Source organism: Nibribacter ruber, from assembly GCF_009913235.1.
Classification (GTDB): Bacteria; Bacteroidota; Bacteroidia; order Cytophagales; family Hymenobacteraceae; genus Nibribacter; species Nibribacter ruber.
Genome location: NZ_CP047897.1, coordinates 1522307 through 1547984 on the forward strand (window position 1 = coordinate 1522307; position 25678 = coordinate 1547984).

The following is a 25678-nucleotide window of genomic DNA, read 5'->3' on the forward strand; positions in this document are numbered from 1 at the left end:
GTACCTAAAGGAAAAATCTGATGATAGTAGTAACCGGCGCCGCAGGTTTTATTGCCAGCTGTCTTGTCACCCGGCTCAATGCCGCCAACTTCAATGATGTGGTGGTGGTGGATAATTTCTCGGTGGCCAAGAAAATGGCGAATCTGGAAGGCAAGAAGATAAAGGAGTATGTAGACCGCAACGACTTTTTTGACTGGCTGGAGAAAAACTACGAAGAGGTAGAATTCATCTTCCACCTGGGTGCGCGCACCGACACTACTGAGATGAACCGCGAAGTGCTGGACCTGCTCAACCTGGACTATTCCAAAAAAGTATGGAATGCCTGCTGTGAGTATCAGATTCCATTAGTGTACGCTTCCTCTGCCGCCACCTATGGCTCTGGCACTTTGGGCTACGACGATGATGAGAACATGATTCCGTTGTTACAGCCTCTGAACCCGTACGGTGATTCTAAAAACGATTTTGACAAGTGGGCACTGGAGCAAACCGCCAAACCTTTCTTCTGGACGGGTCTTAAGTTCTTTAACGTGTACGGCCCCAATGAATACCACAAAGGCCGCATGGCCTCAGTGATTCTGCATGCCTACAACGCCATCGAGGAAAACGGGAGCTTCACACTCTTCAAATCACATAACCCAGACTACAAGGATGGCGAACAGATGCGTGACTTTGTGTATGTAAAAGACGTGGTGGAAGTGCTGTTCTGGCTCATGAACCATCGCAAGAACTCGGGCATCTACAACCTGGGCAGTGGGCAGGCCCGCACCTTCCTGGATTTGACGTTCAACACCTTCACTGCCATGGGCAAAGACATCAACGTAGATTTCAGAGACACGCCTGAGGACATTAGAGACAAATACCAGTACTACACCCAGGCCAACATGGACAAGCTGCGCTCCATTGGTTATGACAAGTCGTTCCATACGCTGGAAGAAGGCATTCAGGATTATGTGCAGAATTATTTGATGACCAACAGTTATTATTAAATGATTAAAAAGAGCCGGTCTAGTACCGGCTCTTCCGTTTTTGGGCTATTTTCACCAAAACAAGCTAAAAACGAATGCCCGACTTTCTTGACTATCTCTTGATTTGCGCTGTCGCCTTCCTTGCCTCGGGGATGACCTTCTTTTCTGGGTTTGGCCTGGGGACCTTGATGGTGCCTGTGTTTGCCTTGTTCTTTCCCATTGAGATAGCCATTGCGCTCACCGCTATCGTCCATTTTTTGAACAACCTCTTCAAGCTGGTCTTGATTGGCCGTCACGCCGATAAAAGCATCATCCTGCGGTTTGGTATTCCGTCTATGATCGCCGCCGTGCTGGGGGCCTGGCTTCTAAGTTCTCTGGCCCATTTGCCGGCCTGGGGCCAATATCAACTCAATGACCACACGTTTTTCCTGACGCCGGTTAAGTCCATCATTGCGGTCTTGATGGTGATTTTCGCTTTGTTTGATTTAGTACCATCGCTTAAAAACCTATCTTTCCCTCCCAGATTTTTGCCCTTGGGCGGTTTGCTGAGCGGATTTTTTGGCGGTTTATCTGGGAACCAGGGCGCTCTTCGCAGTGCCTTTCTGGTAAAGACCGGTATCCCTAAAGAAGCCTTTATTGCCACGGGCGTGGTCATTGCCTGCCTCATAGACGTGAGTAGATTGGCCGTTTATAGCCAGAACATTTTGGCGGTGCAAGAACAGTTGGACGTTGCTTTACTGGTCGCGGTTACCTTGTCGGCTTTTATGGGCGCTTTTCTGGGGAGCAGATTATTGAAGAAAGTAACCATTCATTTTTTGCAGACCCTAGTCGGGATTTTGTTATTATTGGTAGCGCTTGGCCTGGGTTTGGGCTGGCTGTAAGAAAAAATCCGTAGAACTACCCTCTCCCTGTCTCACGTAAAATGCCCATGAACGATCTGCACTACGACGATTCCCAGACCTTTGACATGGCCAATGATGTGGTGGTAGAGTCTTGGGAAGAACTGCAACGGGAGCTGTTTAGGGATTCTTGGGACGGCTCTATCAACCGCTACCGGTCTCCGTACGTGTACCGCGGCGCCTGGAACAGACGGTATAATCTAAAAACCAGCCTTATGCGCCTGGGCGGCGACTATCCAAAGTTAGAGCCGCACCTGTTACGCAACTTCAGGAAGTACGCCAAAGCCAACACCTCTCCCGGTGATTCCATCTGGAACTGGCTGGCGGTGGCCCAACACCATGGTCTGCCCACTAGAATGCTGGACTGGACCTATTCGCCGTACGTGGCCCTGCATTTCGCTACTTCAAACCTGCACACGTTTCATACCGACGGCGCCATCTGGTGCATGAACTACGTCAAATCCACAGAATATTTACCAGCCCCGTTAAGTGACGCCATTCAACACGAAGGCTCTAACGTCTTTACCCCCGAAGTGCTGGAACCGGTCTGTCCCACCTTTAAAAGCTTAGAAGAGTTTCAGGAAGATCCGTTTGTCATGTTTCTGGAGCCGCCTTCCCTGGATGAGCGCATAGTACACCAATATGCGTTGTTTTCCATGATGTCTACGCCCAATGGCATGCTCTGCGACTGGATGGACCAACACCCCGACCTCTATTACCGGCTCATCATTCCGGCCAAGCTCAAGTGGGAAATACGGGACAAACTTGACCAGGCCAACATCACCGAGCGCGTCCTCTTCCCCGGCCTCACCGGCTTGAGCGCCTGGTTGACGAGGCATTATACAGCGACCTGAATAATTAGAAATTCAAAATTAGAAGTTAGAAATCATTTGGCAGAAAGCGTTTTTGGTGCCTTTTCTAGAAAATGGCCCAAAAACGCTTTCTGCCTGTAGCTACCGCTTGACTAGCTCGCCAACAAGATCCTTTCAGGATGACAAAAGAGGAGAAAGACTTTGAAAGTAAAATATCAACTTCTAATTTTTAATTTATAATTGCTAGAACAGCACTGACACCTGCATGCGGCCAGTGTGGATGGAGCGAATGCCCTGGGGTTTGCGGCCATCATAGTCCAGGGTGATGTTGAGACCATTGCTGAGGCGTTGCTGTACGGCCAGGTTCCACGTGAGATTGTTGCCGGGTCGAAGGCCGTTGAGCATTTCATAGGCTACCGGCGAGGTATCCAATCCCGTGTATTTGATGTTGATGTATTTAAGGTTACCAGTGGCCGTGCGCTTGTTTACCTGACTTAAACGCACTTCACTGCCCAACTCATGAAACTGAGCTTTTTCTCTTTCGCCTAATTCATTTTCGCGTTGCATCCAGTTGTAAGAACCCGTGTAGCGCAGTTTGGTGCCGGGTTGGTAGGATAGTTCTGGTGTGGCTTCCCAACTCCTGATTAAGAAGTTTTTGGTGGTAAGGTAGTTAGAGGCACTTTCACGCTTGGACCGAATGGCGTTTATCCGGCCTGACAAGACCTCGGTGAGGTTCATCCTGAACAAAATCTGTTGGCTGGTGTTGTTGCGCACGTCAGTGCCGTTGGTGAGCAGGGTTTTCTGCAGGCCTTGCTGGAAGGTCCATTCCACTCCGTATTTAGGGTGGCTTCGGTTGAAATAAAGCGTATTTCTGTAAGAACGGCTCAAGGACAGCAGCGTGGAGTCTTCAAAGTTGAGGCTGAAGGGGTTGAACCGGCTGCGCAAATCATCATCCGTGGTACGTTTGTCAACGGACACGAAAGACAGCGCTGAGAATTTGGCGGCAATACGTTTCCAGCCGGTGGCCTCCTGCCACTCCCGCGGCAAACTGCTGTTCAAGCGGTACGTAAACTGGTTGGTATAGGCAATCACATACTCATCCGTCGGGATGAAAAGCTTGATGTAGTTTCTGCGGTACGGCGGGTCTAAGGGCTGGGACTCGAAGAACTCGTTCAGGTCCTGGCGGCCGTCCCGGTTTAAGTCTTCAAAAAAATGGGTTCCTTGTCCTGGCACGGTTTCTACAAACTGGTATTGGCGTTTGAGTTCGCGGCCGGTGCCAATCACATAGCTTAGTTCTGAGCGAAGATGTTTTTTCAGTAAATCTCCGGTCCAGTCTACTTTAGAGAGTACTGTGGTCTCTGCTAAACTGTCTCTGGCTTGAATACGGCGCAAGGTAAGCAAGGCGCTAATCTGGTGATTATTGTTTAGGCTGGTGCTGGTACTGAAATTATAAGTATTGGCCACCTGCTTATTGCCCAACTCACCGTTTTCTGGACGGTAGTCTACTCGGCGGCTGTATTCGGCGCGGTATTTAAAATTGGCGGAGTCAGCATTTTGAATGAAAAACAGGTGGTCATCAAAATAGTTGGCAGAGGCTACCAGCTGCTCCGTGACGTTGGAGGTAATCCGGTTTTTGTCAAAGCGGTACACGTAGCCGGGTGTGATGTACCTGGTAGGATATTGCGCGCCAATTTCGCCCCGCACCCATTCGGCGTCTGTGTCTACCTGCTGGTTTTTCATGAGGAACAGATTAGTTTTCAGTTCCAGGCCCGCTACTTTCTGCGCCAGTTCCACCAAATGCTGGGTACCGTCCACCTCGCCGGGCCGGTAACGGCGGCTGAGGCGGTAGTTGGCAAAATTCTGGGCGTCTTTCACCCCGCCCACGGCAAACGTTAAAATGTGGTCTTCAATTCTGGATTGCTGGGCCAGGGTGGTGTTGGTGGGATTGTTCCAGTCACGGTCAAATTCTACATCGCGGTAGCGGTCAATGGGCACAAAGTTGGGGTCTGTGTACTCATAGGCAAGGCCGCTGTTCAGTTTATAAGCGCCCAGAAACTTAAATTGCTTTTCCTGCATCTGGTAACCCACCCGTAGCGCCTTCCCCTGATCATCCTGGGCGTCTAGCTTTGAAAATCGGTTCAGGTCATTGGTAGAGCCAGCTGCTTCCAAAAATACCTCGGTCTGTTTGTCCAGAGACCAGCCGGCACCCAAGGTTACCATTTGTTTCTGCACCGGGGCCGGAAGAATACGCACGGGCTCAAACTTACCCTGCGGCACGCCATTCACGGGCTCCACCCACCCGTACACGCGACCGTTGACAGTAGAGTTGAGTAGATTGTAATTTCCCCTTCCCTGCCCCACCTCTGTAAAACTCACGGCATAAAAAGCCTGGGTAGAGTCAGAGGAGTATTCATAAATGGTGTAGTTGCCATTGGCCGTCTCTATCTCTACCTTGCGGTACAGCACCTGGTTTCTATCAAAGCGCACCGAATCCACGCCCGGCGCCACCGCTAGTTGCAGGCTGTCACCAATCTGGGAAAGTAGCCGCTTTTCCTCATTGTCCAAGTTGAGCGTAAGAGGATTGTTGGGATTGTCTGCCTCCTTGTAAAAATTTCCGTAGACCTTGAGCTTGCCCATGTTCTGGTAATGGTTGGCATGCACCACGCTCCGGCTGTAGTTTTGGTCTGAATATTCAAAGTCTACCCGTATGCGAGAGTTTCTAGTAATGATCCACTTGGGCGTGAAGGTGATTTCTGCCTGATTGTAATCTATGGTGTAGTCATAATCGTACCCGCGGGCCAAGAGGCGTCCGTCCAGGTAGACGCGCTCAGAACCGGCCAGCACAATGATAAAGCGCTCGCCGTTGGGGCCGCGCAGCCGGTACGGTCCCTGCACACTTTCAATGGGCGTAATGTTTTCAGAGGCAAACTTGCCTTTGGCCACCGAGGCCGCCACCGTGGTAGAGCTTTCCCAGCCAGGCTTCCCTCTATTCACCTCCAGCGCGCCGCCCTGCACGTTTTTGTAAAATTTGAGAAAATGCGAAGTTGGTTTGTTGCGCAAGACCACATCGCCGCCGGTCAAGGTCCACAATCTATGTTGCAGCGTGATGAACACGCGGTCAAATTCCTGGAGTTGTTGCGTATTGCCTTCGGGCTGAAAAGGAATGTTCTGGTCCGTGATGGAGCCAATGATGCTGATGTCCTCGGTGAGTTTGCCTTCCAGTTGCAGGTTAAGGGCTGAGTTCACAAACACGTTCTGCGTATTCCCGAAGGACACGCCCCGGGAGATGCTGCCGGTTTTGTTGAGGCCGGGTGTTTTGAAAAGCTCCTCTTTCGGTTGGATTGGTTCAAACACCTGACGCTGCGCGAAGGAAAGCGAATCCCAGTTGGCTATGTCGCGCTTGAAGGCGGGCTTGGCTAAGTTGATGGGCAGCACCCGGTAGCACACCAAGACAGAATCCGTTTTTGGCTTGTTTTCCGGAAAAGAGACCAAAAACGGCTCTGTGCCGTCAATGGAAGGAAACGTATCACTGGGGGTGGCCGTCTGCGGCAGGTTAGTGAATTGAAAGCGGTTGGTAGCCGGGTCATACAGAAACAAGCGCTGGAGCCGCACTTGCCTGGAGTCATAAACTTCTAAGGAATTTTCCGCTATGGTGAGCGTGTCTAACTGTACCGGCGCGGCGTTGATGATGACCCATTTGCACCGTTGACTGGACAAGGTCTGCCCAGTTGCATCTCCTGCGCACAGCCAACAAAGGAGACAAAGGCCTATGACCCACGCGTGCCTCATGCCTGCACTACGGGCAATTTCAAGAAGAAAGTAGTACCCACATTCTCCTGCGTCTCAAACCAGATGGATCCGCCCATGGCTTCCACGCCCTTCTTCACTACCGCCAAGCCAATGCCGGAGCCGGAGTATTTGGTACTGAAATTGGGCACAAAGATCTTAGGCTGCACCTCTTCTGGAATCCCCGAACCGTTGTCCTGTATGCGTACCGTCACCCACCCTTTATAATCTGGCTGCACCGTCACATGAATGGCGGGCGTTTTACCAGAAGGCACGGCTTGCAAGGCGTTCAGTAGCAAATTGTTGAATATCCTGATGAGTTGGTTTTCATCGGCGCGCACTAGTATGGGTTCTTGGGGTAGTTGCAGGTTCATCTGGTGCTGTTGCGGGCTTAGATGCAAATCCACGGACCGGCGCACCAACTCATTCAATTCCAACACTTCCATTTTAAGATCTGGCATTGACGTAAAGTTGGAGAACGAGGTGGCTATGTCGCTTAGTACGTCAATCTGGGTGATCATGGTGTTGGAGATCTTGCCTACCAGTTCGTCTATGTTGCTTCTTCCTTCGGCCATGGCCTTGCGCAGGTATTGCAAAGACAGCTTCATGGGCGTGAGCGGGTTCTTAATTTCATGGGCTACCTGCCGGGCCATCTCTTTCCAGGCAGCTTCCTTCTCCCGCAAGGCCAACTCCTGCTTGCTCTCCTCCAGTTTCTGGAGCATGTGGTTGTACTCCCGTACCAGCAGGCCTATCTCATCATTAGATTCATAGACCAATTTTTCATTACTCTCCGTGAGGGTAGTCCGCTTCAGGCGCTCGGTGAGGAGTTTCAAGGGAACGGTCAAGGCTCTGGTAGCAGCGTAGCTCAAGGTCACAAACACCAGGAACAGCACCGTGAAAATGTTGAGAATGGTGGTGATGAGTTGAATGAGCTTGGAGTTGAGTTCTTTCTCTGAGTCAAAGAACGGAATGCCCAGGTAGCCTTTGGGGGCATCGGTGGGTTTGTCACGCAGGGGCACGTAAATGGTTCTATACGGCAGAGTGCCCGCTTTTTCATCTAACAGCACGCGATTAAGCCCTTGCTGCCGAAGCACTCCATACGCCTGAGGATTCAACCTGGTAGACAGTACGCCGGCCTCAAACAACGCTGGCTGACTAGAGATGCGAAGCTGTCCTTTGGCGTCATAGATGTTCAGTTCTGCCTGCGAAATGTCTGCAAGCCGGTTCACCCTTCTGGAAAGCGAGTCTGCGCGGCCTTTGAACAATACCGCCCCCCAGTTGCTGGTTAAGATGTTCTGGCGCACAAATTCGCCTTGCTCTATGTAGCCTCGTACCAAGTCCTGCCGATACGAATCTGTCACCAGGCTGCCAATGGTCAAACTCACCAATACCAAAGGCACCAACACCCCCATGTTCAGGAAGAGCTGTATTTTAGTACTGAACGTGGAGGTGATGGTTTTCACCAGCCTGCCTTTGGAAAGAACCAAACTCCCTAGAATAGTAAACAAAGCCAGCGTATGCACCAGAAAGAGCAGGGAGAAGTTTGAAAGCCAGGACCTGAACCCATAGTCCAAGGTGCTCACAATGGCTACGGTACCATTGGGAGACTCGGCGGCCAAATGATGGTAATCTGCCGCAGAAATACCTTGAGAGTATAGTTGAGGCGTTTTCATCAAGGTAGGCGAGAAGTACTGCCCGTACTCAAACAAGCCCGAAGTTTTAAGCCAACGGCCGTTTCGCCAGATGGCATACCCCCCAGAAGGAATGGCCTCTACCTGGGCACTCTGGCTGTTGACCAGAAGCTCCGGCAGCACACTATTGGGCGCTGATACCTTAGGACTCAGCTCCAGCAAAACCGTCACCCATTGGTACGGGTTAAGCGCCAGTTTTATTTCCTGCAGGTAGGTGAATTTGCCCGGTTCTTCGGCAGACGGTTTAATGCTTTGTCCTTTCTGCGTAGTGGCTTTGGCCTGTGGTACCCACGCAGCTACAAACCCTTGCCAGGTCATAAGGCTGTCTTTGGGGTACAGCTGCAACCCGTTCACATCAAACAAACGCACCTTTACGGTGTAGGCGTCAGAGAGGCTTTGCAAGTGTTGCCGTCTTATTTTGCGGTCCAGGAACTGGCCGTTTACCCACGGTGCCCGCAAGGTATGGATTAGAATGACGTCCTTTTGAATGGACTCTGCGGCCTTGGCCAGCAGGTACTCAGAGATTTCGTCACGGTCCCGAAGGAGTTGGGAGGCAAGCTGGTGCTTCTCTTCGCGCAGCTGCACGGTGTACACATCATACAATGCCGCCGCGCCAATGGAGGCACTTAAGATATTGAGCAGGAAAATACTGGAGTAGGCTCCTGCTACCTTGGAGAACTTTCTATGCAGCTGTTCCCAGGTAACTAAAACGGCCACCGCAAATAATAGAATCCAATTGCCGCTGGGAGCATCACGGTAAAACGCCCAGGCCAGGGACAGGACCAAAACGGAGCACCAGACAAGCGCGAAGGGCAGCCGGTCTGCTTTGGTTAACGGAAGCCAGTTGAGCAGCAGCCGAAGCACAAACCCCAGAAGCAGCGTATGTAAGATGATGGCCGTGAAAAGAAGCAATTTCTCCAGGCCTAACTGTACGCTCTGGGTAATGTCTAAGGACACCTGGGTGTTGATGATAAGGCTTCGGTAGAACTCGTACCAACTAATAAGCAACAACACCAACGTAGCTGACAAGACAACTCCCAGCACCAACCGCCGTTTTTGGTCTGTTTTCCAGAAATCAGCCTGAAAACGGATGGTTCTGCCTAGTTTATAAACCACCAGGGTGATGGTAAGCAAGACTAGTTCATTCAACAGCAGATCACCTAGCGAGGGGGACCACCAACCGGCTGCATACACTCTGGGGCTGAACAATGTAATTTCATGCACGTTGTTGGGGAATCCCATCAAGAGCATGAGACCCCGGGGAACCAGCAGGCCCAGAATCACCAGCCAAAGCGCCCATATCTGACTTGATCCAGTTATGGAAGTATACCTTGTCCAGGCGGCTCGCAGAAAGCACAACCAAAAGAAGATGGCCAGCACATACAATGCCAGCGTCAAAGGACCGGCATGCAGCCAGTCTGAACTTTCCAATACGCTTACGGAGAAAAGAAAAGACCCATCTCGGTCCAGCACTGGGTAGGCACCGGCACTTCTCTCGGCCTGGATTAGAACCTCATGGTTGTCAAAGTAGGCTGGATTGAGGCCGTTTTTCAGGTAGGCATTGTTGATGCCGTACCGGGTCTCCAAGGGAAACACCGCAAAAAGCGTATACTGTACGCCTGCCTGCTCCCGCACCACAAGATAGCGGCCAAACCTGTTCTCCACCAACTGAACTGGCTGCCTCACTGCGCTTGGGCTAATTTCGGGCTGCAGGGTATGGTCTGACCAGAACACAAGGGAGTTGCGCTGGAAGACAAACACCGGAATAGTGGTTTTGGGCAGAATCCGGGAAAATGTGCTAGAATCGGGGGGCAGGTCTGAGACGATATTACGGAGCTGAGCGCGTCCTTTGGCAATGGAGGCCTGTACGTTGGTGGTAATCTCCTGAGCAATTTCTTTGCCAGGCGCCTCCACCAATTGCCGGTGTACACTTTCCTGTAGAAAAGCCCCCGCCCCTACCAGCAGCAGGGCCAGGAAAAGAAATATGAAAGGACTTAACCGAAGGGATTTCAAATTGCCAGTTTTTCCGAATTTAGGAATAATACGGGCAAAACGCACAGAAATATACGCTGCCTCAGGGTTTGCGGTACTTTACATCAAAGGAAACGCTTCCAAAAAAGTAAAGCATCATGACCCGGCCGTACCTGAAAAGAATGGGGGTAAAAACGGTGATGATGGTGGCCACCGCGGTTAAATAAACCCACGTGGGCGGGTCATTGAATACATGGTACAACAACAGACCCACCGTCACCACAATGCCAACGGATAGTCCGTAGCTCATATACATGGCGCCCCAGTAAAATCCCAGTTCCCTTTCATAACGGAGACCACAAACCGGGCAATGTTCTGGCATCTGGTCAAATTTACTCAGGTTGGCGGCAGAATGGGTAAAGAGAGGCCCTTGATGGCATTGCGGGCACTTCATGGCAAGGGCTGCCTGCAGGTGCTCTAGCGCCATTATTTCTTACGACTGTACTTATACCAGAAGAAGCCTATGCCGCCTGCCAAAATATAAGGCACCGCCATTAGGTACAGAATGCCCTTGTTCAAACCATTGGCAATGGTGTCCTGGTCTTCGCCGCTTCCAGATTCTACAGAAGCCCGGCACATGGCACATTGGGCAGAAGCCGGTTCACTGCTCAAGAGCAACAGTAAGACAAGCCCTACGCCTAGCCCCCAAATTAAAAATCGTCTGTTCATGGCACTAGAATAAACTTATAACCTACTGAGGGTAGTAAGGCGAAATCAGGATATACACCAACACCCCCGTGATAGAAACATACAACCATAGCGGAAAGGTCCACCTAGATACTTTCTTGTGCTTTTGGTACTGCTTAGATAACGCAAAATACACTGATAATAGTACCAGAGGAACTATCACAGCAGCTAATACTATGTGGGTTAGCAATATAAAATAGTAAACCATTTTAATAGTACCTTCCCCGCCAAAAGGAGTAGGTGCTACCTGATAATGGTACAACACATAAGATACCAAAAAGCAGATAGACAATACAAAAGCAGTAGTCATGGCAAACCGATGGTACCTTCTGTTCTGCTGTTTAATAAAGTAATACCCTACTACCAGCGCTACCGCCGTCAATGAATTGATTACTGCGTGCAGTTGAGGCAAAAAGGATACATCAATGTCACCTAACTTGCCCGTTTGCGGCATGAACAACAGAAAGGTAACCAGTAATGGTACCACCACTGATAAGATGGCAATCAAAACCAGGTACTTGGTATCCTTCTTGGGAAGAGAGGTATTGTCCATTGTGCTATTTCTTATACTCGTTTAATAGTACGTTCATTTCAGTGATCAACCTATCAACTTCGTCTGCCTTGGCACCATCATAGATGCCCCGTATGTGCCGGTTCTTATCTATAAGATACAGTTGATCAAGGCGTGCGTCAGGTCCTTTCCCAGCAGCAGAAGTACTATCCAACGGAGAAAACGATTGAATAAAGGCAGGAGAACCAGTAAGAAAAACCCAGTGTGCGGGATTGGCCCTAAAGCTCTTGGCGTATTGCTCTATGTCTTTTACCTGATCTTTTTCCGGCTGAAGGGAAAAAGAGATAATCATTACCTCTGGGTAGGCATAAAAAGCATCCTGGACCCGGGTAAGTTGAGTGCTCACTTGCTTGCAGATTCCCTGGCAGGAAGCGTCAAAGAAGTGCGCCACATAGATTTTATCCTGAAGATTCTTGTGAGAGAAGGAGGCGCCAGTTTGGGAAGTAAGTTGAAAGGCAGGCACCTGGTAAAAGATAGTATCTGCCTTCATCTGGCCGTCTTTCATGGTAGAAATCACCTTGGCCGGAAAATAAGTTCGGAGTGAAAAAGTATTCACTCCGAACATTTTAAGAAACAAAAACACTAGTACGGGTACTAAAAGCAAGGTACCCAATACCAGGGTCTTTTTTGGGCTCATCTATTTGAAGTAATTGAAGACAGACTCTCCGTAGAAAGTACCCTCTACCAATAAAGCAACCAATAACCAGATTAATAATACAGAAGGAACCAGAACAGCCCAAATAAGGCCTTTGGTCTCATGCTTTAAGTGCATAAATTCCCCCACTATATAAAATGCTTTAAAGATGGTAAGCACAATAAAGATGGAGTTACGGAAGGTACCTGGGTCCATCAAGAACGCAAAGGCAAATTCTACTGCCGTAAGCGCGCAAAGGATGAAGAAGGTCTTCCAGATAACTGCGGTTTGTGCCTTAGGTAGTTCACCTGTCTGCTCAAACTCATTGTGGTGTGAATGTGAAGCCATATCCGTTTAAAATATCAAATCAAACAATTAAACCAGGTAGAAGAAGGTAAACACAAACACCCATACCAAGTCTACAAAGTGCCAGTAAAGGCCTACTTTTTCCACCATTTCATAGTGACCTCTTCTTTGGTACACGCCGTTCACGGTGTTAATGAAGATCATGAGCAGCAAGACCACTCCACTAAATACGTGAGTACCATGGAAACCCGTGATAAAGAAAAACAAGTCAGCGAACAAAGGAGGTCCGTACTGGTTTACCACCAGGTTGGCCCCATGTACTACAGAACCATCTGCCAGAATCCTGCCTTCTTCTGTACCGGCAATAAAGTGACTCCACTCCCATGCCTGGCAACCCAAGAACATGCTACCAAAAAGAATAGTCCACAATAACCACTTCTGCACATCATTCTTGTCCATTCTGTGTCCTGCCTCTACGGCCAATACCATGGTCACAGAGCTCAAAATCAGAATCATGGTCATTAATGCCACAAATGCAAGAGGCCAGTCTACCCCATGGAAGAACGGGAAGGCGTTGAACACCTTGTCTGGCACTGGCCACCATTCAGTAGAAAAGGTGAAACTTTCATGGGCACCTTCAAAGGCTTTATGACGGTGACGGGCCAATCCATAGGTAGTCAAGAAAGCAGCAAAGGTAAAGGCATCTGACAACAGGAAAAACCACATCATCAATTTGCCATAACTTGCCTTTAAAGGCTCGTTCCCTCCATCCCAAGTGCCGGTATTAGGCTGCTCAAATGTAGTAGTTTGCGACATATGTGTTAGAGAATAATTAATGGTTCAAGATTAAGAATACGTACAAGTAGATCCAAAGGGCGCCTAAAAAGTGCCAGTAAATGGTGCAAAGCTCAATTCTGGTCAAGTTCTTGGAGTGAACCTTATACTTAAGCGCCGAAATTACTACAATAATTAGAAAAACTAAGCCTGTGATTAAGTGAAAAGCATGAACGCCGGTCAGGACATACAAAAAAGACCCAGACGGGTTGGCGGTACTGCCACCAAAAAACACTTTATCCTGAACCAACTGTCCCCAGCCTTCCCACTGCCCTACTAAGAAAGCAGAACCTGCTACAATGGTGAGGAGTAACGCCAGCTTTAAGGAAGTCATGTTATCGCGCTTGGCAGAGACATAAGCCCACTGCATGAAGATACTACTTAACACAATGACCACGGTGTTCACCAGCAAAATAGCCGGCAGGTTAAACTCAAGCCAGTTCCCTTCTTCCCGGCGCACAATATAGGCACTGGTAAAGGCCGCAAACATCATGATGATGCTCACAATCAACAACACCAACATAAACTTAAGGGGATTCACCCTGCGTTGTTCGGTTGGCACTTTTGTATTTATATCCATGGTACTAAAAATCAAAGCCTGTCCACCACAAACGCTATCTGTACGATAGGTAGGTATAAAAAGGAGCCGAACATTATGTTCATGGCGGCCCGCTTAGAACAGGTGTGCATTAAATAAAACGTCTGCATTAAAAACAACACCCCACATACCACCGCAATAAAAGCAGAAGTCTTTCCTGCCATCCCAAATTGCAAGGGCAGTAAACTCAAAGGAATCAGCAAGAGCGTATAGGTCATGATATGAATAGCGGTCTTCAAGTTTTTTCCACCCGCCATTGGGAGCATCTTAAAGCCAGCTTTTTTATAATCATCATCCAACACCCAGGCAATGGCCCAGAAATGAGGGAATTGCCAGATAAACTGAATACCAAATAAAATCCAGGCTTCTACCCCAATATATCCTCTGGCTGCTACCCAACCAATCAAGGGAGGCAGTGCCCCCGGAAAAGCTCCTACAAAAACAGAGATAGGAGAAATCTGCTTTAATGGAGTGTAGAAGAACCCATATAATAACAAGGATAGAAACGACAATGCCGCTGCCAGCCAGTTGAAGTAAAACCCAAGCAAACAAGAACCGGCAATACAAAGCAACACACAGTAAACGATTGCTTCCCGCACTGTGAGAGCGCCCGTAGGCAAGGGTCTTTTAGAAGTCCGCTTCATTAACTTATCCAGATCCTTTTCCAAAATCTGGTTGATGATGTTAGCGGCTCCCGTTACCAAAAGCCCCCCTAACAACACTATTAAAGAATCTGTCCAGGGTGCTGACGGGTTTCCTAGAATGAACCCAATAGCACTAGAGAAAGATACCGTAAAAGATAGCCTGAACTTTAAAAGCTGAAAGTAAGCGGTTGCTTTAGTCATAACCGATGAAGCCGGGGCACTGGATGTTACGTCTTGTACGAACATAGTAGTATTTAAGCCACTGTACCGGTAAAGCGTTTAACTGCCTTCTGCGCATAAAAATACTGCATCAGAAGTAAAAACTGTAACCCGAAAATGCCTGTTCCAATCATTAAATGAAGGGGCTGTGCAAAAGCCGGTAAGGCAAAATACGCCAACACAATACCTAACAACACCTCTAAACCAATGGTAAAAAGAATCCAATAAGCCATTTTAGTTAAAGAAGCATTCCCCAACTGTTTCATCTTAAAGGCCAGGGCAATGTTCAACAACACAAATAAAATAGACAGGGATCTGTGCACGTAGAAAGAAGTACTTAACTGGCCTATCCATCCTTCTCTTTCTAAGCCACTCATGTTGAAGGCAATCACATCAATCTCCTCCCTTACCTGCGTACCTATGATAATCTGTATAAAGGTAAGAACCAAAGCCCCCAGAATCAACGCAAGAATGCCATTACCAGGTTCTGTTACCGTCTTATAGTACTTCTCTCTATTGGCTCTTACCACGCTGTAAATTAACAAGGCTAATAAGACCAGAGATAAAGCCATGTGCAGCGTAACCATTTCTGGTAGAAGATTGGTAGAGACAACCAAAGATCCCAACCAACCCTGAAATCCAACTAACAAGAATGAGACAAAAGCTGACCAAAATACTTTCGGATCCGTCTTCCTATAGGGCCAGGCTGCTAATACGGTCAGGAAAATAAATATCCCGATGGATACCCCCACTAACCTGTTCATGTACTCAATCCATGTCTTGGTAGCGTTGAACTCAGTCTCAATGTACAGATTGGGATGTTCAAATATTTCCTTGGAAACCTTAGAGAAACCCATGCCCGCCAACACCCCTGCGATGCGCTCGTTTTTGGCAATTCGTTTTTCTTTGTAGACTTCCAGATAGTTATCTGGCAACTCCCCTAACGTAGTGGGGGGGACCCACATTCCAAAACACTTCGGCCAGTCTGGACATCCCATTCCGGACCCCGTGCTCCGGACGATCCCCCCTACTAAGATTAAAAAATAAACAGAAGCAATAGTAAGTACTCCTATATTTCTAAACCTTTTACTGCTAAAAGATTTACTCATGTTTGTTTACTCAAAGTCTCTCTCGTGCGGCAAGTTAGAAGACTGCGTTTGAGAGAATGGTACGTTCTGTGGTATGAAATCTTCTGGAGCACCAGGCTTGCTATAATCATATGGCCATCTGTACACCACTGGAAGAGCTCCTGGCCAGTTACCGTGACCTGGGTTCACTGGGGTAGTCCATTCAAGCGTATTTGATTTCCAAGGGTTCTCAGTCGCTCTTCTTCCTCTAAAGATGCTGTAGAAAAAGTTGAACAAGAAGAATAGCTGGGCAAAGAAAGAAAGAACCGCAGCAACTGTGATAAAGGTGTTCAGGTTCAAGAAAGTGCTGAAGGTATCAAAACCAGTCCAGGTATAATATCTTCTCGGGAAACCTGCAATACCAATGTAGTGCATAGGCATGAAGATTAGGTATACACCAGCAAATGTGATCCAGAAGTGGATGTACGCTAACTTCTCATCCATCATTCTACCAAACATCTTAGGGAACCAGTGATACACCCCAGCAAACATCCCAAAGAAAGCGGCACTACCCATTACTAAGTGGAAGTGGGCCACAACAAAATAAGTATCGTGCAGTTGGATATCAAGGGCAGAGTTACCTAAGATGATACCCGTTACACCACCTGAGATGAATAAGGACACGAATGCCACTGAGAACAACATAGCTGGCGTAAAGTTGATATTACCTCTCCACAAAGTAGCTATCCAGTTGAACACCTTCACCGCAGAAGGTACTGCAATGATTAGCGTTAGGAACATGAAGACAGACCCTAAGAAAGGATTCATACCTGACACGAACATGTGGTGCGCCCAAACAACAAACGAGAGAAGGGCAATTCCCATCAATGAGCCAATCATGGCACGGTAACCGAAGATTGGTTTCCGAGAGCAAGTGGCAATTACTTCAGATACGATACCAAACGTTGGAAGAATTACAATGTATACCTCTGGGTGGCCTAAGAACCAGAACAAGTGCTGGAACAAGATTGGGCTACCACCAGTATGAGATAGCATTTCACCAGCTACATAGATATCTGATAAGAAGAAGCTAGTGCCAAAGCTACGGTCAAAAATCAATAACAACGCAGCTGAGAAAAGAACCGGGAAAGCCAATAAGCCTAAGATGGCAGTTATGAAAAAGGCCCAGATAGTCAAAGGCAACTTAGACATAGACAAACCACGCGTTCTCATGTTGATCACGGTCGTGATATAGTTCACACCACCCAACAACTGAGAAATAATGAACAGGGCCATACTTACCAACCACATGGTCATACCAGTCCCAGAACCAGAAATAGCTTGTGGCAATGCACTTAGCGGAGGATATACCGTCCAACCTCCGGCAGCAGGGCCTGTTTCCAAGAAAAGTGAGTAAAACATGATTACACTGGCAATAAAGAAGAACCAGAAGGAAAGCATGTTCATGAAACCAGAGGCCATGTCTCTTGCTCCAATTTGCAACGGAATCAAGAAGTTACTGAAGGTACCGCTCAGGCCAGCTGTTAATACAAAGAATACCATGATGGTACCGTGCATGGTTACCAAAGCCAGGTAGAACTCAGGATTCAATTTACCACCTTCTACCCACTTACCCAGGATTGGCTCCAGGAAAGTGAAAGTAGCGTCCGGAAAGCCCAGTTGTAATCTGAATAAGCTGGAAAGGGTACCACCAATGATAGCCCAGAAAATACCGGCAAAAAGAAATTGTTTAGCAATTACTTTGTGATCCTGGCTGAAGATATACTTCTCAAGGAAGTTTTGATCATGATGCTCATGCTCATCATGCTCCAGGTGCACATCGTTATGTAATGAAATATCCGTACTAGACATACAATACTGTTAAAGGATTATTGACTGTTCTTTCTACTCAGCTGCACTAGTTGCCACATTTGCAACCGCGGGGGAAGAAGTTCCATTGGCTAACATCTCAGGATGCTCCACAGTGAAAGCCTTCTGCTCTTTTAACCATTTCTGGTAATCTTCTGGTTCATCTACTACCAATGTGAATTTCATGGCAAAGTGACCTCTTCCGCAAACCTCCGTACAAGCCAACTCATACTTGAAGTTGGAATTGCCTGTCTCAGTCTGTACCTCTGCCGTAGTCTTGGTTGGAATAAACCAGAAAGAGGTTGGCATACCCGGTACAGCATCCATCTTCACTCTGAAGTGTGGAAGGAAAACACTGTGAATTACATCTCTTGATCTGATTTTCAAAAGCACTGGCGTTCCTTTAGGCACGTGGATTTCACGTGGCATAAAGTCATCCATGGCATTCTTATCAGTGAAGTCAATACCAAATTCATTATTGGCATTGATTAAGGAAGTCTTCACAACTCCTAATTTGTTATCGGCACCTGGGTAACGCACCATCCAGTTGAACTGCTTACCCATCACCTCTACTATTACGGCTTCTTTTGGAGCAGGGCTGGTAATCTTTGCCCAAGTCTTCCAGCCAGAGAATACTAACAGGGCCATCACAACGGCAGGAATCACTGTCCAGATAATCTCAATTTTGTTATTGTGAGGATAGTAAAAAGCGCGTTTGCCCTCTTTGTGCTGGTATTTATAAGAATACACAAACAAAAGCACGTGCGTAATCACAAACACAATACCAATCACAATCATAGTTGTCCAGAACATCTGGTCAATGTCTATGCCGTGAACAGAAGCGTTAGGTAGAATCATGTCATCCATGGAATCCATGAAAGACCAGATGAACAAGCCACCCATGATTACAAAGAACAACAGCAACAAGGTAGCGTTGACTTTATTACTTTTTCCTACATCTTGGCGATAGCTGCCCTTGAAGATAGAAGCCAGAACCTGGATTCTAAATAATAGGTACAGAATGACCAGTAAAAAGAGGATTGATAGTGCTACAACAATCGTAATCATTATCTGTTTCTTTAAAATGTTGTCTTATACGTGATGATGAACACTTTCCTCCAAGAATGGATGGTTCACAGGGACCAAGGAAAGTTTAGACAGGCCTTTGGTGAACATCAATAAGAAGATACCCAGGAAAGTCAATGCTGCTCCAATCTCTATCAAACCAAAACCACTGTTTCCACGCATAGTTCCTGGCATGATCATCAGGTAAAAATCAAACCAGTGACCAATAAGCACAGCAATACAGGCAATCTTCAGCATCAGCATCTGGCGTTTGGCATCTCTTGTCATTAAGAACAAGAAAGGGAAAGCAAAGTTGACCAACAGGTTGAAGAATACAATCCAAGTGTAATGGTTATCATATCCACCCAAACGCTCAATGAAGTAAACCGCCTCTTCTGGAAGGTTGGCATACCAATACAACATAAATTGAGAGAACCAGGTATAGGTCCAGAAAATACTGAAACCAAAGATGAATTTACCAAGATCATGCAAGTGGTTGGCATTCACCATTCTCAAATAACCATGCTGCTTCAGGAAAATAACGGCCAAGGTAATGGCAGCTAGACCAGAAACGAACCAGCTGGCAAAAACATACCATCCAAACAAGGTACTGAACCAGTGGCTGTCAATTGACATTACCCAGTCCCAGGCAGCAATGGAAGAAGTTACCCCGAATACAACTAAGAAAGCGGCAGAGATTCTGATGCTTTTGTTGTATGGCTCTAAACCACCATTTAAATCCTCATTCACTGATTGCGTACGCAACCATCTGAAGAACAAAATCCAAAGACCAAAGAACACTACCATTCTGATGGTATAGAAGGTCACGTTTAGGAAACCGCTCTTACCAGCAATAATAGGGTCATAATTCGCATGGCCTACTTCTGTTAGGGTATGGTCCGTCCAATGGAAGATAGGGTTATGCCCGGTGAACAAAATTGGTCCCAAGAAAAGAACCAACATGATGATTCCACCTACCGGCAGGTAATTGCCTAAGGCTTCAAAAACTCTTTTCACCACGGTTGCCCATCCGGCGTAGGCTACATATTGTACCGCAACAAAGAAGACCCCAATTACGGCAATACCAGAAAGGTATACATTGTTTAACCATAGGTTTGCCAGCAAGCGGGTCACCCACGTGGAACCATGGCTGGCAGCTGCGGCCTCCCCGTGCTCTCCCCCATGTCCGCCAGAATTAGCAGCAATGATCAAGCCTATGATTAGTAATACCAACCCAATGGCGATCATGAAGAAGAACCGGTTATTGGTTCTTTTAGAAATACTAAGTGTTTCTTCAGTTATCATTTGGAAATACCTTAAGGTTAGTTACGGGTATCCTTTGTAGGATCCGCAGTTGTACCTGTTACCGGATTAGTGTTTTCAGTTGTGCTCGCGCCTGCAGGAGCATCCGCAGAATTTGAAGCGGCGTCAGCACTGCCAGCAGCCTCTCCTTCTACTTCCGTAATTCCCTTTTGCAGTTGTTTCACATACATGGCAATCTTCCAGCGTTCTTCTGGGTTCACCTGAGTACCGTGTGGCATCATGCGTCCGCGACCATTCACAATTACATGGTAAATGTGGCCAACAGGCAAAGTGGCATAACGGCCTTGGGTGTAGTTGGGAACACCTTTGAATTTTGCGCCAACCAAACCATCACCTGCACCGCTTTCGCCATGACATGGTGAGCAGAATCTCAAATACAAGACTTTGCCTTCAGCCAGGTTAGTGCTAGTTGCCTGTAAGGGATTAGTTAACTCTCTTCCGGCTACTTCTGCACTGTCTTTTGAAATGCGAGTGTAGAAGCCCAGTTTGCCTCTTGCAATGGTATTAGCCGCAGGTACCCGCAGATTGCCTCCGCCTGGGTTAAAGGCGTTGTAATTTCCATCCAATTGCTTCAATGGCTCATAGGCCACCGGGTTGTACATATCCGGCGCGTATTCCAGACCTGGATCAGTGGCATCATTGCCACAAGAAAGCAAGGAAATGGACGAGAAAAGAATCACGGAGGCTTTAGCTCCAGTTCTAAAGAAATTGTTCATTATTTAACTACCTCCTTCTCGTTAACTTCTATAGCTCCGTTAGAGCGAAGAAGATCGTTCAGTTGCTGCATATTGGTACCTTCTTTGTATTCAATGGCCATCACAAACTTATCGTCTGTAGAACGCACATCCATTACAGGAACCTTCATAGTTGGTCTTAACCCGCTGATGATGAAGAAAGTGATCACCATTCCAAATGAGGCAAACAATACTGTTAACTCAAAAGTCACCGGAATAAAGGCTGGGATAGAAATATGAGGCTTACCACCAATAATCATCGGCCAGTCAAAACCTAACATATAAATCTGCATCCAAAGCGCAAAAGAAGTTCCGCACAGACCACAGAAGAACGCCACGATAGGCAATCTTGAGCGTTGGATTCCTAGGACATCATCAATCCCGTGGATAGGATACGGAGAGAACACGTCGTAGATCTTAGTGCCAGCAGCGCGCGTCTTTTCGATGGCGTTCAGCAGCACATCCTCGTCGTCGAAAATACCGAGTATGAATTTCTTACTAGTCATGTTTGTGAGAATTGTTAGGGGCTGTTGCATGCATGGAAGCATGTGGGTCATGTGAATGATTAACCCCAGATGACGATTTCAAGATTGCTTTCACCTCGGCCATGTTTACAACCGGGAAGAATTTAGCGAACAGAAGGAACAGGGTAAAGAACAAGCCCATGGTTCCAACATATACTCCAATGTCAATGCTGGTTGGTGAAAACATCACCCAGCTAGATGGCAAGAAATCACGGTGCAGAGACGTAACAATGATTACAAAACGCTCAAACCACATACCAATGTTCACAAAGATAGAAATGATGAACGTAGCAGTTAAGCTTCTACGGATTGATCTGAACCAGAAGAGCTGTGGAGTGATTACGTTACACGTCATCATAGACCAATATGCCCACCAGTAAGGACCCGTAGCGCGGTTAATGAACGCATATTGCTCATATTCAACGCCAGAGTACCAGGCAATGAAGAACTCAGTAATATACGCCACCCCTACAATAGAACCTGTCAAGGTGATTACCTTGTTCATAGACTCTACGTGCTCCAAGGTAATGTAGTGCTCCAGCTTGAATACTTTGCGGGTAATGATCATCAAGGTCAATACCATGGCAAATCCAGAGAAGATAGCCCCTGCCACAAAGTAAGGAGGGAAAATGGTGGTGTGCCATCCTGGAATCACAGAGGTTGCAAAGTCCATGGATACAATGGTGTGAACCGAAAGTACCAAAGGAGTTGCCAAACCAGCCAGGATCAAAGACACGGTCTCATAACGTGACCAATGCTTGGCAGAACCTCTCCAGTTCATACTTAGCAAAGCGTAGGCTCTGCGAGCGATTGGACCTTTTGCTCTATCACGGATGGTTGCAAAGTCAGGAATCAAACCAATGTACCAGAACACTAAGGATACAGAAAAGTAAGTACTGATCGCGAACACGTCCCAAAGGAGCGGTGAGTTAAAGTTAACCCACAAAGAACCAAAGGTGTTAGGCAAAGGAAGTACCCAATAGGCTAACCAAGGGCGTCCCATGTGCAATACCGGGAACATGGCCGCGCAGATTACTGCGAAAATGGTCATTGCCTCGGCGGCGCGGTTGATGGAAGTTCTCCATTTCTGGCGGAACAACAACAAGATGGCAGAGATCAGGGTACCGGCGTGACCGATACCTACCCACCATACGAAGTTGGTGATGTCCCATGCCCAACCTACGGTTTTATTTAATCCCCATTCGCCAATACCAAACCAAAGGGTGCGGTACACAGAATAGATAAAGATTCCAAGGAAGACCAAAGAAACCCCGAGGGCCATCATCCAACGGACGTTCGGCTTGGCTTCCACCTGCCGACATACGTCCTCCGTGATGTCTGCATAAGTTTTACCCCCAGTTACTAAGGGCTCTCTTATCGGAGATACGTGCTGCATATTTCGTTCTGAGTTAAGATTAAGCTAGGTTTCTGATTTTGGTTAGGTACGTTACGTTTGGCTGAGTATTCAACTCTTCCAACACGTGGAACGCACGCTCTCCTTTTTCTCTGTTCAAGATTTGTGACACTTGGCTGTTTGGATCCAGCATATCGCCGAATACAATAGCGTTGGTAGGGCAAGCCTGCGCACAGGCGGTTACAACCTCTCCATCTTTTGGACGGCGGCCTTCTTTCTTGGCCTCCAACTTGCCAGCTTGGATACGCTGAACACAGAAAGAGCATTTCTCCATTACTCCGCGTGAACGGACAGTCACGTCAGGGTTCAACACCATTTTGCCCAAGTCGTTGTTCATGTTGTAGTCGAACTTGTCATTGTTGGCATAGTTGAACCAGTTGAAACGACGCACTTTGTATGGACAGTTGTTAGCGCAGTAACGAGTACCCACGCAACGGTTGTACACCATTTGGTTCAAACCTTCTGAACTGTGCATAGTGGCAGCAACCGGGCAAACCGTCTCACATGGAGCGTGGTTACAGTGCTGGCAAAGCATTGGCTGGAAGATAACGGTTGGGTTCTCTGACGGATCCTCCATTTTCTCAAAACCTCCGTTCTCACGGGTGGCATCACTGCTGTAATAGCGGTCAATACGCAACCAGTGCATCTCACGACGGTTCAACACTTCTTGCTTACCTACCACGGCCACGTTGTTTTCTACCTGGCAACCAATAGTACAGGCACCGCAGCCAATACAAGAGTTCAAGTCAATGACCATACCCCAATGGTGGTCTTTGTACTCATAGTCTTGCCATAAAGAAACGGCTTGTGGTTTCTGCGGTCCTTCTGGCGTAGCGATACGAATGTATTCAGTTACGCTCTTAGGATCTTTTTGATATTGCTTAAGGGTTGACTCCTGCACTACAATACGGCCCATAACAGTATGGTGCGTTTGTGTTTGTGCAATTGGCTTGTCAGCGCCTACTTTTTCTAATGTTACCGTGTTGGCATACACCAAACCGTTGTCAACAACAGACACCAAAGGATACACATTGGCTCCTACGTTGTTAGCTGCCTGGCCTGCATGCGTACGGCCATATCCTATGGCAATACCCACAGTTCCTTTGGCCTGACCTGGCTGTACCAACGCTGGCAACTCAATAGACTTGCCTTTTGCTGTGATTCTAAGGATGTCATTTTGTTCTACGTCCAACTCCTTCGCCATGGCTTGAGAGATAGTTACGTAGTTATCCCAAGTGGCTTTGGTGGTTGGGTCAGACATTTCCTGCAACCATGGGTTATTGGCCAATTGACCAGCACCAATCGCTACTTTCTCATAAATGGCTAGCTCAACGTTTTTACCAGCGGCGCGGGCAACTTTGTTGATGCTTACACCAGCCGCAGCCAAGGTCATAGGAGCCGCTGCAGCCGTAGGCTCATTAGCACCAGTTGAACCAGTAGCCACACCATCGTGCACCGCTTTGTTCCAGCCTTCGCCTCCGCCTACTACGCCAGACCAAGTGCGTTGGATGACGGTGTAATAGTCAGAAGTAGAACCTGCCCACTTCAATAGGGAATCTTGGGCCTGTCTGGTTTTGAAGATGGTAGAGATAGCCGGTTGGGCTAAGCTTAGGAACCCTTTCTTAGGCTCAAAGTCATTCCATGACTCCAGGAAGTGGCTATCTGGACAGATGTAATCCGCTAGGATAGAGGTTTCATCTGCTCTATCTGCGAAAGAGATTTTAAGACCTACTTTCTTAAGGCCTGCTACTACTTGCTGGCTTAATGGGTGATCATACACAGGGTTTGCGCCGTAGAAAATCACGGCTCCAACAGAACCTGCGTTCATGTCGTTGATTAAACGCAACATGCGGGCATCATCTCCCTGGCGCACGTAAGATGGGGCGCTGGTATTGATGGTTGCTCCGTTAGCCCCCAAGGCATTGTTGATGGCAGTCACCAACGTCTGCACAGCTGCGTCATTTGAATCTGAAACTACCAAGGCAGCGCCTCTATTGGCCAATAATTCTTTGGCAGCTGCCTCCACTTGCTTGGCTGCGGTGGTGGAAGGTGCCTGGATGGCTCCTCCGCCAGCCACTGCATTATACAAGGCAGCCGCAACAGCCCCGTATTCAGATGGCTTTACAGGAACCCGCACATCAGCGTTGGCACCTGTCAATGAAAGGAAGCTTTCAAACTGGAAGTGACGAGACATGGTTGGATTGTCTGCTGTCACCTTCCGGTTAGTGATGTATTGCTTAGAATATTCAGTGGGAGAGATCCATGACCCTAAGAAATCAGCCCCCAAAGACACAATCACTTTGGCTTTGCTGAAATCGTACCCTGGCACTACACCTCCGTTGGCTTTTAATAAGGCTGAAGCTGAATTAGCATCATACGTTACATGTTCAAAGCCAGGGAACTGGGCACCAAACTCACGGATAACAGATTTTGTGCTTGGGCTGATAATGGTGTTGGACACCAATACTACCTTACCTCTAACGCCAGACAACTTGGTTCTTATCTCCTGGTCTACTTGTGACCATGTGGCTGCTTTACCAGCAGCAGTTGGTCCTTGCAGACGGGCGTTGTCATACAAGCTCAGCAAAGATGCCTGGGAGCGTGCGTGCGTACCGCCTTTGGTAATAGGAGAAAGGTTGTTGCCTTCAATTTTGATGGGACGTCCCTCACGGGTCTTCACCAGAATGGAGTTGTAGATGTCTCCATTGAAATAGGTAGAGGCATACCAGTTGGCAACGCCCGGTTCTACTTCTTCCGGCTTGTTCAGGTAAGGGATAGCCTTGCGCACTGGAGCCTCACAGGAAGCCAAAGTAGTGGCAGCAATACCAAAACCTAAAAGTTTTAAGAAATCACGACGTGGAGCCACATCTGCAGATCTTTCACTGCCGCTGGCCTCACTTACTGGCAGGAACTCAGGAAACTCGTCATGAGCGTGCTTTTGGAATTCTGGAGTGTTGTTTAACTCCTCTACCCCTCTCCAGTATTTAATTGTTTCTTGCATATAG

Annotated in this window: 21 protein-coding genes; 3 read left to right on the forward strand and 18 right to left on the reverse strand. The window is 47.7% G+C overall.

The genetic code is table 11. The annotated features are described in order from the left end of the window. The first annotated feature begins 20 nt into the window (after window positions 1-20). The 3 genes from rfaD (at window position 21) to GU926_RS06445 (ending at window position 2718) form a co-directional block, all read left to right on the forward strand. Window positions 21-986 carry an ADP-glyceromanno-heptose 6-epimerase gene (gene rfaD, locus GU926_RS06435; protein WP_160690127.1) on the forward strand — a complete coding sequence of 322 codons (966 nt, stop codon included), beginning with the start codon at window positions 21-23 and terminating at the stop codon, window positions 984-986. Between the two features lie 74 nt (window positions 987-1060). Beyond that, complete coding sequence (locus GU926_RS06440; protein ID WP_160690129.1) at window positions 1061-1846, forward strand: sulfite exporter TauE/SafE family protein; 786 nt, start codon at window positions 1061-1063, stop codon at window positions 1844-1846. Window positions 1847-1893: 47 nt separating this feature from the next. Further along, window positions 1894-2718, forward strand: a complete 825-nt coding sequence (locus GU926_RS06445) for an FRG domain-containing protein (RefSeq protein ID WP_232058452.1) — start codon at window positions 1894-1896, stop codon at window positions 2716-2718. Between the two features lie 201 nt (window positions 2719-2919). Here GU926_RS06445 and GU926_RS06450 read toward each other — a convergent pair whose 3' ends face one another. The 18 genes from GU926_RS06450 to GU926_RS06535 form a co-directional block, all read right to left on the reverse strand. After that, on the reverse strand, window positions 2920-6393 hold the full coding sequence (locus GU926_RS06450; protein WP_160690131.1) for a hypothetical protein: 3474 nt from the start codon (window positions 6391-6393) through the stop codon (window positions 2920-2922). A gap of 68 nt (window positions 6394-6461) precedes the next feature. Beyond that, complete coding sequence (locus GU926_RS06455; RefSeq protein ID WP_160690133.1) at window positions 6462-10166, reverse strand: sensor histidine kinase; 3705 nt, start codon at window positions 10164-10166, stop codon at window positions 6462-6464. 61 nt (window positions 10167-10227) lie between these two features. Further along, window positions 10228-10611 (reverse strand): DUF983 domain-containing protein, encoded by a 384-nt coding sequence (locus GU926_RS06460; RefSeq protein ID WP_232058453.1) that lies wholly within the window; start codon window positions 10609-10611, stop codon window positions 10228-10230. Further along, on the reverse strand, window positions 10611-10853 hold the full coding sequence (locus GU926_RS06465; protein ID WP_160690135.1) for a hypothetical protein: 243 nt from the start codon (window positions 10851-10853) through the stop codon (window positions 10611-10613). Before GU926_RS06465 ends, GU926_RS06460 begins: the two co-directional genes overlap by 1 nt. Window positions 10854-10875: 22 nt before the next feature. After that, window positions 10876-11424 carry a DUF420 domain-containing protein gene (locus GU926_RS06470; protein WP_160690137.1) on the reverse strand — a complete coding sequence of 183 codons (549 nt, stop codon included), beginning with the start codon at window positions 11422-11424 and terminating at the stop codon, window positions 10876-10878. A gap of 4 nt (window positions 11425-11428) precedes the next feature. Further along, window positions 11429-12079, reverse strand: coding sequence for an SCO family protein (locus GU926_RS06475; protein ID WP_160690139.1), 651 nt, complete (start codon window positions 12077-12079; stop codon window positions 11429-11431). Further along, complete coding sequence (locus GU926_RS06480) at window positions 12080-12424, reverse strand: cytochrome C oxidase subunit IV family protein (protein WP_160690141.1); 345 nt, start codon at window positions 12422-12424, stop codon at window positions 12080-12082. Between the two features lie 27 nt (window positions 12425-12451). After that, window positions 12452-13198, reverse strand: coding sequence for a cytochrome c oxidase subunit 3 (locus tag GU926_RS06485; protein ID WP_160690143.1), 747 nt, complete (start codon window positions 13196-13198; stop codon window positions 12452-12454). 16 nt (window positions 13199-13214) lie between these two features. Then, on the reverse strand, window positions 13215-13796 hold the full coding sequence (locus GU926_RS06490) for a cytochrome c oxidase subunit 3 (RefSeq protein ID WP_160690145.1): 582 nt from the start codon (window positions 13794-13796) through the stop codon (window positions 13215-13217). 11 nt (window positions 13797-13807) lie between these two features. Next, window positions 13808-14704, reverse strand: a complete 897-nt coding sequence (cyoE, locus tag GU926_RS06495) for a heme o synthase (protein ID WP_232058454.1) — start codon at window positions 14702-14704, stop codon at window positions 13808-13810. A gap of 8 nt (window positions 14705-14712) precedes the next feature. Next, a complete protein-coding gene (locus GU926_RS06500; RefSeq protein WP_160690147.1) occupies window positions 14713-15786 on the reverse strand; it encodes a COX15/CtaA family protein in 1074 nt (357 codons plus the stop codon). A 6-nt stretch (window positions 15787-15792) separates the two neighbouring features. Then, entirely contained in the window at window positions 15793-17616 is a 1824-nt protein-coding gene (locus tag GU926_RS06505) for a cytochrome c oxidase subunit I (RefSeq protein WP_160690149.1), read from the reverse strand. A gap of 33 nt (window positions 17617-17649) precedes the next feature. Further along, window positions 17650-18681, reverse strand: coding sequence for a cytochrome c oxidase subunit II (locus GU926_RS06510; protein ID WP_160690151.1), 1032 nt, complete (start codon window positions 18679-18681; stop codon window positions 17650-17652). A gap of 24 nt (window positions 18682-18705) precedes the next feature. Continuing rightward, the gene (locus GU926_RS06515) at window positions 18706-19983 is read right to left on the reverse strand and encodes a quinol:cytochrome C oxidoreductase (protein WP_232058455.1); all 1278 of its coding nucleotides are present in this window, start codon (window positions 19981-19983) and stop codon (window positions 18706-18708) included. A 17-nt stretch (window positions 19984-20000) separates the two neighbouring features. After that, window positions 20001-20717 (reverse strand): c-type cytochrome, encoded by a 717-nt coding sequence (locus tag GU926_RS06520; RefSeq protein WP_160690153.1) that lies wholly within the window; start codon window positions 20715-20717, stop codon window positions 20001-20003. Beyond that, window positions 20717-21241, reverse strand: a complete 525-nt coding sequence (locus GU926_RS06525) for a DUF3341 domain-containing protein (RefSeq protein ID WP_160690155.1) — start codon at window positions 21239-21241, stop codon at window positions 20717-20719. Before GU926_RS06525 ends, GU926_RS06520 begins: the two co-directional genes overlap by 1 nt. Continuing rightward, the gene (nrfD, locus tag GU926_RS06530) at window positions 21234-22655 is read right to left on the reverse strand and encodes an NrfD/PsrC family molybdoenzyme membrane anchor subunit (protein WP_160690157.1); all 1422 of its coding nucleotides are present in this window, start codon (window positions 22653-22655) and stop codon (window positions 21234-21236) included. Before nrfD ends, GU926_RS06525 begins: the two co-directional genes overlap by 8 nt. Before the next feature lie 19 nt (window positions 22656-22674). Then, complete coding sequence (locus tag GU926_RS06535; protein ID WP_160690159.1) at window positions 22675-25674, reverse strand: TAT-variant-translocated molybdopterin oxidoreductase; 3000 nt, start codon at window positions 25672-25674, stop codon at window positions 22675-22677. Window positions 25675-25678: the final 4 nt, after the last annotated feature.